Origin of the sequence: Olivibacter sp. SDN3 (assembly GCF_014334135.1) — a bacterium.
Lineage (GTDB): Bacteria > Bacteroidota > Bacteroidia > Sphingobacteriales > Sphingobacteriaceae > Olivibacter.
This window is the reverse complement of record NZ_CP060497.1, coordinates 5,833,824-5,848,557: the sequence shown is the minus strand read 5'-3', so window position 1 is coordinate 5,848,557 and position 14,734 is coordinate 5,833,824. Positions and strand designations below refer to the sequence as shown.

At 41.1% G+C, this 14,734-nt stretch carries 10 protein-coding genes, 1 tRNA gene and 1 pseudogene; 10 read left to right on the top strand and 2 right to left on the bottom strand.

Translation table 11 applies throughout. The features are described 5' to 3' along the window. Positions 1-129 precede the first annotated feature (129 nt). The 9 genes and pseudogenes from H8S90_RS24695 to H8S90_RS24655 all read left to right on the top strand — a co-directional run. On the top strand, positions 130-774 hold the full coding sequence (locus tag H8S90_RS24695; protein ID WP_187340412.1) for a TetR/AcrR family transcriptional regulator: 645 nt from the start codon (positions 130-132) through the stop codon (positions 772-774). A gap of 31 nt (positions 775-805) precedes the next feature. Then, positions 806-2,182 carry a TolC family protein gene (locus H8S90_RS24690; RefSeq protein WP_187340411.1) on the top strand — a complete coding sequence of 459 codons (1,377 nt, stop codon included), beginning with the start codon at positions 806-808 and terminating at the stop codon, positions 2,180-2,182. Further along, a complete protein-coding gene (locus H8S90_RS24685; protein WP_187340410.1) occupies positions 2,175-3,218 on the top strand; it encodes an efflux RND transporter periplasmic adaptor subunit in 1,044 nt (347 codons plus the stop codon). The genes H8S90_RS24690 and H8S90_RS24685 overlap by 8 nt, the downstream gene beginning before the upstream one ends. Positions 3,219-3,265: 47 nt before the next feature. After that, entirely contained in the window at positions 3,266-6,334 is a 3,069-nt protein-coding gene (locus tag H8S90_RS24680; protein WP_187340409.1) for an efflux RND transporter permease subunit, read from the top strand. Positions 6,335-6,408: 74 nt separating this feature from the next. Further along, positions 6,409-7,749, top strand: coding sequence for a GntP family permease (locus tag H8S90_RS24675; protein WP_187340408.1), 1,341 nt, complete (start codon positions 6,409-6,411; stop codon positions 7,747-7,749). A 55-nt stretch (positions 7,750-7,804) separates the two neighbouring features. Further along, positions 7,805-8,953 carry a glycerate kinase gene (locus tag H8S90_RS24670; protein WP_187340407.1) on the top strand — a complete coding sequence of 383 codons (1,149 nt, stop codon included), beginning with the start codon at positions 7,805-7,807 and terminating at the stop codon, positions 8,951-8,953. A gap of 146 nt (positions 8,954-9,099) precedes the next feature. After that, positions 9,100-9,173: transfer RNA gene (locus H8S90_RS24665), tRNA-Pro, on the top strand. Between the two features lie 276 nt (positions 9,174-9,449). Then, positions 9,450-10,700, top strand: coding sequence for a site-specific integrase (locus tag H8S90_RS24660; protein WP_187340406.1), 1,251 nt, complete (start codon positions 9,450-9,452; stop codon positions 10,698-10,700). Positions 10,701-10,774: 74 nt separating this feature from the next. Next, positions 10,775-10,996: pseudogene (locus tag H8S90_RS24655) on the top strand (DNA-binding protein); the annotation flags it as partial. Here the strand turns inward: H8S90_RS24655 and H8S90_RS26540 are convergent. After that, complete coding sequence (locus H8S90_RS26540) at positions 10,914-12,656, bottom strand: recombinase family protein (protein ID WP_370525671.1); 1,743 nt, start codon at positions 12,654-12,656, stop codon at positions 10,914-10,916. The pseudogene H8S90_RS24655 and the gene H8S90_RS26540 sit on opposite strands and share 83 nt — an antisense overlap. After that, complete coding sequence (locus H8S90_RS24645; protein WP_187340405.1) at positions 12,653-12,814, bottom strand: hypothetical protein; 162 nt, start codon at positions 12,812-12,814, stop codon at positions 12,653-12,655. The genes H8S90_RS26540 and H8S90_RS24645 overlap by 4 nt, the downstream gene beginning before the upstream one ends. A gap of 1,008 nt (positions 12,815-13,822) precedes the next feature. Here H8S90_RS24645 and H8S90_RS24640 point away from each other — a divergent pair. Continuing rightward, complete coding sequence (locus tag H8S90_RS24640) at positions 13,823-14,695, top strand: AraC family transcriptional regulator (RefSeq protein ID WP_187340404.1); 873 nt, start codon at positions 13,823-13,825, stop codon at positions 14,693-14,695. The last annotated feature ends 39 nt before the right edge of the window (positions 14,696-14,734 follow it).

Below are 14,734 nucleotides of genomic sequence, written 5' to 3'. Positions count from 1 at the left end.
ATTTTGGACGTATTGCTGTAACAATGTTTACACACTGCTGAAGTGTTTTTGTGAAAATAAATAAATAAATGTTTGTAAATATTAACAGTGTTAAGTATGTTTGCTGTGTAAATATATTGTATAATAGTAATGGGAATAAAAGAACGTAAAGAACGGCATAAGGAAGACTTAAAGCAGCGGATTTTAGATGCGGCAAAAGTGTTGTTCTTGAAGCATGGTTATGAAGCGACTTCTATAAGAAAGATAGCATCGGAGATCGAGTTCAGTCCAACCACTATTTACCTCTATTATAAAGATAAAAAAGACATTATGTATGCGTTGCAAAAGGAGGGGTTTAAACTGTTGAGAACACGATTTACGGCGCTATCGAATGTAGATGATCCTTTTGAACGTTTAAAGGCCATGGGGCGTACCTATATGCAGTTTGCTTTGGAAAACAACGAGTTTTATGAGCTGATGTTCGTTATGAAGGAGCCATTAACATATTTTGATGACGTTTGCGGAGCAGATGAAGAATGGGATGACGGAATCGACGCATTTAACGTATTGGTACGAACTATTGAAGGTTGCAAAGAACGGGGCTTTTTTAAGCAGCAGCAGGTAAATGTTTTTTCCATGTTGGTTTGGTCAACCATGCATGGCCTCTGCACCTTAAGTTTGCATGGTCATATGGATCATGTGATAAGACATCATTTGGTTGACATAGTTGATGTCGAGCAAGTGACGGAGAAAACTTTTGAAGGTTTTGTTCATCTTTTAGAGCAGTTAAAGTAATTTTTTTGATAAACAAATAACACTGTTAATAATGAAAACACTGTTTATTTTAATGTGGTTTGTGCTGCTGGGAATACCGGGTAATACAGTAGCGCAAACCAATGTCTTAGATGTTTATATAGCAGAAGGCATGAAAAACAATCTGGTGTTAAAACAGAAGAATATTTCGTTGGATAAAGCGTTATTGGCATTGCAAGCGGCTAAAAGCATGTATCAGCCAAGTGTTGCTTTTCAAGCGAACTATAGTACGGCAACAGGTGGACGTAATATCGCGCTGCCTTTGGGTGATCTTCTTAATCCGGTGTATGCCACGCTCAATCAGTTGACAGGTTCGTCGCAGTTCCCTATGCTGGAAAACCAGTCGATAAACTTCCTGCCTACAAATTATTATGACGCACGGATTCGTACCACCGTCCCCATCATTAACACGGATATTATTTACAATAAGCGGATCAATGAGCAACAGGTGACTTTGCAGGAATTTGAGGTGCAGACCTATGAACGGGAATTGGTAAAGGATATCAAGTCTGCTTATTTTAATTATTTGAATGCCCAGCAAGCGGTATCGATCTATCAATCGGCACTATCCTTGGCAAAAGAGTCGAGAAGGGTGAATGAGCGACTATTGGCAAATGGGCAAGGCCTACACGCTTATGTTTTACGATCGGAAAGTGAAATCGAACAGGTGGAGGCACAGGTTACCCAGGCTGAGCAGCAAAGGGAGAATGCCCGGTTATATTTTAACGCATTATTGAACCGTGATGGAGAATCATCGATTGATACGTTGAAAGATGTAGCGCATTCTTTATTGATGGCTTCGAGTATGCTCAGGGAGGGGGGCGGCATTACGGGTAGAGAAGAGTTGAAATCATTGCAGGAAGTAATCGATATCAATGAAAACATGGTGAAAATGAACCGGAAATTTACCATCCCGAAAATGAATGGCTTTTTGGATGTGGGTTCGCAAGCAGAAGAGCTTCGGTTCAATAATCAGTCGCGATATCTCATGCTGGGCCTACAGTTTGATTTGCCTATATATAGCGGTAACCGCAACCGTACGAAGGTAAAGCAATCTATGCTTGAGCTGGAAGAAGCGGTGTTGAATAAAGCACATATAACACGGCAGCTCACCGTGAGTTCGGGTGTGGCCAGAAATAACCTGGAAGCGGCATGGAGTACTTACCGCTCCTCTTTAAAACAATTGGAAGCTGCGGCGTCTTATCAAAGGCTGATCGACAAAGGTTACCAAGCTGGCACGAATACCTATATCGAAACTATTGATGCGCGCAATCAACTCACAAGTGCCCGTTTATCTACTGAAGTTAACAAGTACAATGTGCTGCTTGCTGCCGCTGAATTGGAGCGGGAATATGCGACATATCCTCTTAAAGAAACAGAAAATGAATAAGTTAAGTTACCTAGCTTTGCTATTGCTATCGATGATATGGTCATGTGGTAGCTCAGAAAAAAGATCGAGTAATACGGTCGGGGAAGATACTATTCCTGTACAATTGCTTTCGCTTGCCCAGGGAGTATCTGGTCAGAATATAAAAACTTCCGGCGTATTTACCACCGACAAAGAAACGGTTTTATCCTTTAAAAATGGCGGCGTTATCCGGAGCGTGTATGTAAAGGAAGGAGACGCTATAAAAAGTGGTCAGTTGTTGGCGTCGCTGGATCCAACAGAGATTGCTGCTGGTTTAGCGCAGGCGAAGTTGTCAGAAGAAAAAGCGTTACGGGATTACCAACGGGCAACACGGCTTTACCGTGATAGTGTGGCCACACTTGAACAATTGCAAAATGCCGAAACCGCACTTCAGATTGCAAAAGAACAGATGCGATCGGCAAACTTCAACCAGAATCAGACGGAAATCAGGGCCGCGGCTTCTGGTTTTGTGTTAAATCGTTTGGCTAATGATGGTCAGGTTGTTGGACCAGGAACGCCTGTATTGCAGGTTAATACAACGAACGGCAACGATTGGCAGCTAAAAGTTGGACTCAGCGACCAGCAGTGGTCGCTCGTGAAGCTGGGCGATTCTGCTTTGATCGCTTCCGAGATTTTGGGAGAAGAGATCCCTGCCTACATTCATAAGAAGTCGGAAGGTATTGACCCTGCCTCAGGTACCTTTACAGTCATGCTAAAGCTTGCTGGCGATAAGGCACATAAGATAGGATCAGGAATGTTTGCCCACGCCACGATCAAACCTAGAAATGAACGGAAGGTATGGCATATTCCTTACGATGCTGTATTGGATGGTGATGCCGGGGCTGCCTATGTTTTCATAACTGAAGATGGGAAAACTGCTAAAAAAGTACAAGTGAAAGTGGATGAAGTGCAGCAAGAGATGGTGTTGGTATCCGCAGGATTGGAGCAAGCTGAAGCAGTTATCGTTTCAGGGAGTGCATATTTAACAGATGGATCGCCAATTCGCGTGGTAGAATAAATTCACTGAAGTTACAGCATAAGTAAACAGTTAAAGAGGTTAATGATATGAATATCTCATCATACGCAATAAAGAATTATCAATTCACCTTGATTATGGTGGTTATGGTAATCGTTGTTGGTGTCAGTACCATGCTCAGCATGCCAAGAGCAGAAGACCCGGAAATGCGTACCCCGATGTTCCCGGTGGTAGTGGTGTATCCGGGAACTAGTCCTAAGGATATGGAAGAGCTGGTGGTTAAGCCGCTGGAAACAACAATATATGGTCTGGATAACATCAAGCGTATCAAGACTAATATCTTGAATGGTTTAGCCGTGTTAACTGTTGAATATCAGTTTGAGAGTGATTACGACGATAAATATCAAGAACTTGTGCGTGAAATCAGCGCGCTAAGGCCACAGTTACCACAGGATATTTATTCAATTGATATACAGAAAGTAGAACCTAGCGGTGTCAACGTATTACAGCTGGCTCTTATCTCACAAAACGCGTCCCGTAAGGCACTAAAAAAGGCAGCAGAAAATTTACAGGATGAACTGGAAAAGATTCCTTCGTTGAAAGAGGTCAAGATAAGCGGTTTGCCCGAGCAGTTGGTTCGCGTGGACGTGAAGCAAGACCGTTTGTCGCAAATGCATATTCCCATGAGTACGGTCATGGACGCGATACAGAGTGAGGCCAGTAATATTCCTGGGGGAAGTGTGCTAGCCGGAGGAAAGTCATTCAGTGTTAAAACTAGTGGAAATTACCAAAGCATCGAGCAGATAAAAAATACGATTGTTTTTAGTAGTGCCGGTAAAAATGTACTCTTGCGGGACGTGGCGGATGTGTATACTGATTTTGCTCCCGACGATCATATCACCCGCCTGAACGGATATCGTAGTCTGCTGATTAATGCCGCACAAAAAACAGGCGAGAATATCAGTAAAACGCAAGAAGCATATCTGCCTGCCATCGATAAATTTAAGCAAGGCTTACCGAAAAATATTGATTTGATATTACATTTTGACCAGGCAGAAAATGTTAATCACCGGTTAAGTGGTTTAGGTATTGATTTTCTGATTGCCGTATCGCTGGTGTTGATTACCTTGCTCCCGTTAGGCAATCGAGCTTCTATTGTGGTTATGATCGCTATTCCTTTATCGCTTTCCATTGGGTTGATTTTATTAAATGCCTTTGGCTATAGTTTAAACCAGTTGAGTATAGTGGGTTTCGTTGTAGCCCTTGGACTCCTCGTTGATGATAGCATAGTGGTAGTAGAAAATATCGAACGGTGGTTAAGGGAAGGGCACACCAGGTTAGAAGCAGCCATTAAAGGTACGCAGCAAATAGCTATGGCTGTTGTGGGGTGTACAGCAACCTTATGTATCGCGTTTATGCCTTTGATGTTCATGCCGGAAGCTTCGGGCGATTTTATTCGGAGCTTACCCGTGGCCGTTATCAGTACAGTGGTGGCATCTATGCTGATAGCATTAACGGTGGTTCCGTTTCTATCCAGCAGGATATTAAAGGCTCATGAGCACCCGGAAGGGAATGTGGTATTGCGTACTTTTCAACGTGTAATTCATAGTACATATGCCGTGTTACTCGATAAAGCGCTAAAGAAACCTTGGTTAACCATACTGATTGCCGTAATTATTTTCGGAGGATCATTGGGCTTACTGCCGGTAATAGGGTTTAGTTTATTTCCTGCATCAGAGAAACCTCAATTCCTAATTGATATATCGGCGCCCCAGCAGGCAAATATTTTTTACACCGATAGTGTAACCCGAAACATTGAAGCCGAGCTATCGGCGATCCCGGAAGTGAAGTATTATACCACCAATGTCGGCAAAGGTAATCCTCGGATTTATTATAACGTTCCGCAGCAGAATCAACGCAGTGATTTCGCGGAAATTTTTGTGCAGTTGCACCCTGATATTAGATCCGATCGGAAATCGGAAATTATAGAAGATCTGCGTAGGCGTTGGACGCCTTATCTCGGAGCTAAAGTGGAAGTGAAAGATTTTGAGCAAGGCGTACCCATTATCTCTCCTGTAGAAATACGTTTGTTTGGTGAAAACCTAGATACTTTACGTTCTTTGGCCGCAACAGCAGAGACACTGTTGAAAGAAACTGCAGGTACCATTTATGTAAATAACCCGGTGAAGAATTACAAGACAGATATCCGCTTAACTATCGATAAAGAAAAAGCGTTGAGTTTAGGGGTGCCGAGTGTAGCGATTGACCGTACAGTGCGGATGGCTATTGCCGGTGTTGATCTTGCAACGTATACCAACCCCGAGTTGGATGATGACGATTATCGAATCCGTTTAAGTGTTCCGAGGAAAGCACATGCTGATTTAGCTGTTTTCGATAATCTATATGTAAATAATGTGGAAGGAATGGCTGTTCCTCTTAAGCAATTGGCTGCGCTCGACTTTGAATCATCTCCAGTGAGTATTAACCATATCAATAAAATCCGGACCGTTTCGGTGAATGCATTTGTGCAAAAAGGGTATTTAAATGATCGGGTGATTAACGATGTGATCACAAAAATGGATGCCAACGAATTACCCGAAGGATATCATTATGAGATGGGAGGGGAAGTAGAAAGCAGACAGGAGTCTTTTGGTGGTTTCGCAACAGTGATTATCATTACTGTATTCCTGTTTATTGCCGTGCTGGTACTGGAGTTTAAAACGTTTAAAAGTACCTTGATTGTTCTTTCAGTTATCCCTTTAGGTATTGTTGGTGCGGTATTGGCTTTGCTGGTAACGGGTAATTCCCTTTCTTTTGTAGCAACTATTGGCATCATAGCTCTAGCAGGAATAGAAGTGAAAAATACGATATTGCTGGTTGATTTTACAAACCAATTACGCCGAGAAGGAATGGAGCTGAACGAAGCGATTGAGAAAGCAGGAGAGATTCGATTTTTACCTATCATTTTAACAACACTCACGGCGATAGGTGGACTAACTCCGATTGCATGGTCAAGCAATCCGCTCATTTCACCTTTGGCTATCGTAATGATAGGAGGCCTGATCAGCTCGACATTATTATCACGTATCGTTACACCCGTGGTCTATAAATTGATGCCTCCAAAAATTGAATCTGAGGTAGCCCAAGCGGATGCCTAATTTAAGCAGGAGCGTGCAGTTGTATGGGTATTGGTTATTCTGTATCTTGCCGGAATAACCATTTCCTGAAGTTTATGACGCATGAAGTTTCTTTCTGGCAAAGTATAATAGCACTGCTCACCGGCATTTTGTTGATTATATTGCTTACTGTCCGTTATCGAATGCATGCTTTTTTTGCGCTGTTAGCGGCATGTTTATGGGTGGGCACCATTATTCAGTTGCCGTTAACGGAGAGTCTTCGGGTTGCTAAGGAGGGTTTCGGACATATTATTGGATCGTTGGCATTAATTATCGTATTAGGTACCACTTTGGGGGTATTATTGGAATATACCCGCAGTACGACGGTCATTGCCAATTTTATTCTTTCGAAGGTGGGCGCTGATAGATCTGCGTTAGCAATGAATATCAGTGGCTATATAGTGGGCATGCCCATATTTTGCGATTCAGGTTTTATCGTGTTAAACGGATTGAATAAAGAACTGGCTGCCCGTTCCGGCACGTCTTTATTGATAATGGCTTCCTCATTGGCTACAGGACTTTATGCGGTACACTGTTTGATGCCCCCACATCCTGGTATGGCAGCGGCTACCGAGACATTGGAGGCAGATTTTGGTGCAGTAATACTGTATGGACTGTTGGTGGCGGTCCCTGCTTCATACTGCGGCTACTTATGGTCAAAATATGCCGGCCGGAAAATAGCGCTGCACAAAAATAACCTTAGCTCAACTGATGAACGTTCTATGCCACATCACCCCTCGTTAGTCGCAGCAATAATGCCTATACTGGTACCCATCGCCTTAATTGCCTTACGATCATTTTTTATGGGTTCCTTTGTTGTTGGAAGCATCGCCGAACAAGTGCTTCTCACGATAGGAATGCCGGAAGTTGCTTTAATCATCGGTATCATACTGGTATTTATGGGTAACCATCGAATGGCTGGACAAACAGTTACAAAGTTATTACACGACGGAGTGGAGAAAGCGGCCGGAATATTGGTTATAATAGGTGCAGGTGGTGCTTTTGGGGCTATCTTGGCTGAAGCCGACCTAGGCCGGCACTTTGCTGAAAATATCCCGATAGCTAGCCTAGGCTTATTCTTTCCGTTTCTGATAGCAACTGTGCTAAAAACGGCTCAAGGCTCATCTACAGTAGCCGTTATTACCGCTGCATCTATTGTTACACCTTTACTAACAGGTTTAGGCCTGGAAAGTGAATCGGGAAGGGTTATCTGTGTACTTGCGCTGGGCGCTGGTTCCATGATGATTTCGCATGCCAACGATGCATATTTCTGGGTAATTGCCAAATTTTCTGGTTTACCTATGCAGGCGATGTTGAAGGTATATAGTGTTGCGACCTGTTTTATGGGCGTAGTTGCGATCATTTGTATTTATCTGTTAGCAATCGTTCTTTTATAAGCATAATAAGCCAATACCTGTACTGATATTTACTCGATGACGAAATGATATACATATGAATACGGAAACTAAATCGATATTATTGGCTCCCAATGCTTTTAAGCACAGTTTGGACGCGTTAGCGGCAGCAAAGGCTATTGGTGAGGGCTTGCGGGCAGGTGGATACAGGGGAGAGCTTGTATATTTTCCAATAGGTGATGGAGGTGATGGTACCATTGATTTACTGTTGCATCAATTGACTGGAAAACGGGTATTAAAAACGGTTGCGGGACCCTTGGGAGAACCGGTTGAAGCGAGCTACGGCTTAATTCGCCAGAAGGAGGTAGCTCTTATCGAGATGGCAAATGCTTCGGGAATAAAACTACTAAAAGATGAAGAACGTGATCCTTTGCGAGCGTCTTCTTACGGAACCGGCGAATTAATCATCGACGCTTTGGATCAGGGAGTCAAGGAGCTGATTATTGGGATGGGTGGGTCTGCTACGGTAGACGGTGGTTGCGGAATATTGGCTGCCTTGGGTGCGCGTTTCTATGATGAACAAGGAGCCGCTTTAGACGTATATCCGGCAAATCTGCAATCGCTCGCAAGAGTTGATTTAAGCGACCTGGATAAACGCTTGCAAAAGGTGAAAATTACCATTCTTTGCGATGTGGAGAATAGGTTGTTGGGAGCTAAAGGTGCTGCAGCCGTATTTGGTCCGCAGAAAGGAGCAAACAAGCAGGAGGTAAGAGCTTTGGAAGGCTTTTTAAGCCGTCTAAGTGTACACGTTGAAAAAGCAACCGGCAGAAATATGGCTGCTGTAGATGCTGGAGGGGTAGCAGGAGGAGCGGCAGGAGGCCTGTACGGCGCACTGGGCGCTCAGCTGGTAAACGGTATAACGCATTTTATGCAACTGACAGGTTTGGAAGAAGCATTGACGAAGGCTGATCTGCTGATAACCGGGGAAGGAAGTTTAGATAGCCAGACATTGGGAGGCAAAGGGCCATTTGGTGTAGCAATGAAAGCTAAAGAAAAGGGAAAGCCTGTAATTGCTCTAGCGGGGAAGGTGCCTGTACGCTATAACGTTGATATGCAGGCTGCTTTCGATGTGCTATTGCCTATAGGTCATGAACCTATGCTTTTAGCAGATGCTTTAAAGCTTACCCGGCAGAATTTAATAAGGACGGGAACAGTTATTGCTAAATTATTAAGTATCAAAGTATAAAGATGATAAAATAGCGTTGTGTTCCTGCCAATATAATCTATAATTCCAAGGTGAAGATAAAAAATTGTTGAAGATTAAAAAAATATCGTATATTTGCACTCCATTTACCGAGAATTGGTTTCTGTAAATGGGAAAGATACCATGATCGGGGTGTAGCGTAGCCCGGTATCGCGCCACATTTGGGATGTGGAGGTCGTAGGTTCGAATCCTGCCACCCCGACAGCATAGGCAACAAAAGCCTACAAAAAGCCTCTAAATATCACATTTAGGGGCTTTTTTCATTTTTGTCATATCAAGATAATACAAGGCATATCAAGGTTTTTGTGCCCTATTCCGTGCCCTGTTCTTTTCTCGTATTATTGTGCTTGAAATAGATGTAATCAATTGTAATTCAGTTGTTTAAATTTATTTTAATGCCTTTTGATATGTTTTGTTATGCCCTAACTTTTTAAGGGCGGCAAAACATATCAGAATGGCATAGAAAGGGGCAAATGATATGACAAGCCATCACACATTCAATTTTCAGTTCTTTCTTAAGAAAGACAAAGCCAGCAAAGGTACTGCACCGCTCTACGCACGTATATGGGTGGACGGAGTACCTGCTGACCTTTCCCTTAAATATAGGGTCAATATTTCATCATGGAACCATGATAAACAGAAAATTGAAAGCAAGACAAACGAAGATGAACGTGCCAGTGGTAAGCTAAGGTCCTATAGGAAAGATATTGACAATGCGTACGATGAACTTGTCAGGGACAAACAGCCAGTTTCTTCGGAATCGATCAAAGCAAAGGTCTTAGGTGTCAATGTTGAGATCAGTACATTGAAAGCGCTGCTCAAATACCACAACACGGTAATTGGTAAGGTGCTCACAGAAGGAACAATGAAGAACTACCGGACTACCGAGCGCTTCATCCATGAATTTATCTCGCTAAAGAAAAGAGTGGACATCCACCTTTCCCAGATCGGAAACCAGTTCATCACTGATTTTAAAATTTTCCTACTAACACGTAAGCCCGATAAAGGGCAACGCCCCTGCTCCAATAATACTGCCATGAAGCACATGGAAAGGCTTAAAAAGATGGTAGGCATTGCCCTGAAAAACAAGTGGATCAAGAACGATCCCTTTGAGCATTTTGAGCGAAAGATGGTGAGAAAAGACAGGGAACCGCTTGATAGTAATGAACTGGAAAGATTCAGAAAGGTCAAGCTCTTCAAATTCGGCCAAATCGTAGTTCAGGATATGTTCCTTTTCAGTTGTTACACCGGATTGGGATACAGTGAAATATGTAATTTCAGTCACGGGCATATCATTCGGGATGAAAACGGTGACCAATGGCTGGAAATGACAAGAAAGAAAACCTTTAACACCACCGAGCAGAAATTTTTTGTACTGCTTTTACCCGAAGCGTTGGAATTGATTGAAAAGTACAGAAATCATCCCGCATCACTTGGAAAAGGAACAATATTTCCCTACTACACAAACCAAACAACCAACAGGTATTTAAAGGTAATTGCTGCCCTTGCCGGTATCAGCAAAAAGGTCACTTTCCATGTGGCGCGTCATACCTTTGCCACCACTGTTACTTTGGAGAACGGGGTAAGTATTGAAAGCGTTTCGGCTATGCTTGGACATGCCAGTATTCGCACGACGCAGATATATGCAAAGGTGAAGAAAAAGAAAGTTGCAAATGATATGAAGTCTCTTATGGCGAAAAGGAACGAATCATTATTACACGCCATTTGATTGGTTATGAATTATTTTTTAGGTAGTACCCAAAAGGTTGTCAGTTTCTCAGTAAATTGATAGTGAACTTTGTCATGAAGATAAAAACAAAAGACATGGCAACTATTGAATTTATTACAAAAGAGGACTTAGAGAAGTTCAAGAAAGAGCTTTTTGCAGAGTTAAAAAGACCAGCTTTCGGAATACATAAAAAGCAGGAACAAAAGGAATGGCTTAAAAGTTATGAAGTGCGTAATCTTTTGGGTATATCTGCTGGTACATTACAGACACTAAGAAGAAATGGTACTCTGAGATACTCCAAAATTGGGGGATTGATGTATTATAAGTATGAGGATATACTCGATTTGATGAATACACAATAACACAGAAAAGATATCTAATTAGCAAAACACCCCTATATATTTTGATTCTTGGTTCAAGCTCCACAAGGAGCACCTTACTGGGCAAAATGTTTTTTACAGCATTTTGCCCTTTTTTATTTCCTTGCAATTCCTTGTTAATCAGATAAATACAATTGAACACTGGACTTACAATAGCGGTTCGAGCTTTTAAATTTTCAAACGTAAACTTTTCTGGAAACATCGAACCAATTATCTTTCGCTTTCCGTAACTATCTGATTTAAAGAAAATTGAATCTACTTTCGTTAGAATGAAGATTGCTTTGTCAATTACGGACTCTAGCTCCTTTTTGCTGTACTTATTTCTTGAGAGTTTCTCCAATTCTGATTCATACAGCATTATATTGCTTTCACAATCATCCTTTATTTCTTTATAATCCTTTCCATCAATATCACCGTTAAGAAGGAGTTCCCTAGCCTTGTTTAGTCTTTCTTTAAAACTGGCAATGCTCTTGAGAAATTCGCTCTTATTCGCCTGATATTCCACTGTATCATTGGAATAGGTATCAATTATTACATATTTGAACAGTTCTGCCATATTCTCATTTAGCGTATATTCTGACAGAACCTGTAGAAACTCGTTGTTTACCTCAACTGCTTTGTATCTGCATCCACATGTTGAAGAACAATGATAATAGTAATAATAGGCATTCCTTCCTTTAGAAGCACTACCACAAAGCGTTCTAGTGCACTTGGAGCAATTTAAATAGCCCCTCAATGGCAATTGACTAGGCGAAAGTATTTTGGTGTTTGTCACCCTATGTTTTCCATTTAATATGGCCTGAACTTTATAAAACAAATGTGGCGAGATCAAAGGCTCGTGTTGTCCATTAACCAACTGTTCTTCTTCATCTTTAAATTTAGGTACTGGTATTTTGCCGCAATAAACCGGATTTCTTATCAATAGAAGGAAATTATTCTTTCCACATTTTAGCCCCATTTTGTGAGCTTTCTTGAACACCTGTTCAGTTGAATATTTCGCCTTGGCAATTTCTTCAAACGCCCATCGCATGATAGAAGCCTGTTGTTCTTCAATTGCTATAAATTTTTTGCCACTTTCCGAAATCCTATTGACATAACCAACTGGTGCCTTCGCTGGCCATCTCCCCTCTTTCCTTGCTCTTCTCATCCCGTAAAACACATTCAGTCCCCTTCTGTCGTTTTCTATTTCAGGAGCTGTAAGATAGATCGCTAACATCATCTTGTTTTCGGGAACAGACATATCCAAGGGTTGTTCGATTGCCTGTGGTTCAACTCCCAGCCCTTTTAATATATTGATCATTTGATATGCGTCGGGTGCACTTCTGCTGAACCTGTCCCATTTGGTAAACAGCACAAAATCTGATTTACGTTTATTCTTTTTCAGGAAAACTAATAGTTTTTCCCATTCAGGTCTATTAAAAGTTTTGGCCGAATGATCCTCATGAACTATCTTTCTTACTGTTATGTCGTTAGCTTGACAATATTTTTGTAGCCTTTCTTCTTGGTCACGTTGGGAGTAACCTTTATCGGCCTGTTCGTCTGTGCTAACACGAATATAAAGATCGGCAGTTTTCATTTTTTAAAGTTCTGATTCACAATTAATTTAGCCAAAAAATACATAACATCCAAAATTTCTTCCACTTTTTTTTCATTCAGATGCACCCCGTTTTTAGCTAAAATTGCTGCCGCCTTTTTTGGGTTGATTGAACGATTTGTCTCTTGCTGTCTCTCCATTGTATTATCATTTTAAACGCAATGATGTTTAAAAGAGAATACTTATATTGACAACACACAAGGTAGTACCCAAAAAAATTTAAACTTATTGAGAATGCATGCTCAACCAAAAAGAAGAAAAGCCCTTACTTTCGCAAGAGCTTGTTTTTGTAAAGTCGGAGTGGCAGTACGACTACACACTTCCTCTAAAGAACTTTATATCAACCATTTACAAAACCATTAATATTATAAGGGCATGAAATGGGGCACGGTTCAAATTATATCAAATAAGATGATTTTGTCACAGAACTCAAAAATATCCTCAAATATTTTGATGTAATTACCTTTTATTCAACTAAAACAAATATAGTACTTTAGATGCTTTTATACAAGAGACTATATCTTTGACCAATTGAATATGATAATAATTTTATTAGGAAATACCTCGAAAACTGCAGAGTGTCATTTTCCTATACTGCTATGACCAGCTGGATCTTTTGACGGATATGCGTAACGTGTATAAATTATCAAATACGATTGGCATGAACATGTTCATCATATTGTGATAGGAATTGATCGATTTCTTCTTTTTTATTTTTGGCATCGTCGCGATTGCCTAATGTGACTCCCGACTGCTAATTTACACAATCCCCACAGAAATGCGGGACGGTAACTTCAATTCCAGTTGATGGTATAATAGCCTTCACGTTTTAGTTTGTACGCAAATACTACATTTTCCTGTACTCCGTAGGCGTCATCGTCGTCACCAATATTGGCATGTATGCCAGTGGAAATCTGGTTACAAGTTTATGACTGAATGAATTCACCAACTTATTAAGTATATCAAAAATGGTTTCTTGACCCCGCATATTGACCGTTATATGTATTTTTCAAATATTATCATACAACCCAAAATATAGTTTTGTAAAATTGTAAGCGCAAAGATTCGCACATTTGAAAAAAGCTTGTTCCACACGTTTTTTTAAAATCTCACGAAATAGAAATCGCATTTGTAAATATTTATCATATATGAAAGCATACGAAAGCCTACAAGAGACGTTGTCTTTCTATGGTGTGAAATACAATAAACCGTATTATATTTCTTCCGGAAATCCCATCTTCGAATTTCCGAAAGAGGCTTTTAGAATGGATTTTTATGCATTTTGCATTTGTTTATCCGGCAAGATAGACCTCGAAATAGACAACCGCCATTATTGTATAGGTCTGAATAATTTCTTGGTCTCGGCGCCAGCTACCATTATAAGGTTTGTGCATATAAGTAAGGATTTCAGAATGAAACTCCTCTTCTTCGAAAAAAACTTCCTGCTCAAGAACATCTCTAATCCTTTTTTTATCGAAAAGCTGTCGTTATTCAGAAACCGGGCTTTCAGCATAGTCGCTCCGGAAGCAGAGTCTTCCCTGAGATTGCTCACATTGCTCGACTATCTCCATAAGCAGGCCGGGAGGCAAGGCAAGTTCATCGAAGACATCGTCAGAACCATTATTATAAATATCCTACTCGAAATAGCGACTCTTGTTAACACTCAGCGAGCGGAAAAAACAGATGATACCGAGGAAACAAACAACCTTTTTTTTAAATTCACGAAATTGGTGCAAGAAAATGCTACGTTCCGTAAAGACGTTCAATTTTATGCCGATAAATTGTTTATCACCAACAAATACTTGATTACGGTAGTCAAGAAGGCCACCGGCAAAACACCCCACGAAATCATAGACGAGAACCTGCTCAAAGAAGCCTGCGTATTGCTCGGGAATCCGGAAAAGACCATTTTTCAAATAGCACTCGATACCGGATTCAGTTCGACATCTTCGTTCGGTCGTTTTTTTAAGAAATACGCAGCCATCTCCCCTCAGGAATATCGAAAACAGCAATCGTTGTAAAAAAAAGAATTTCCGTACATTATTGGCGAATTTAGGGAT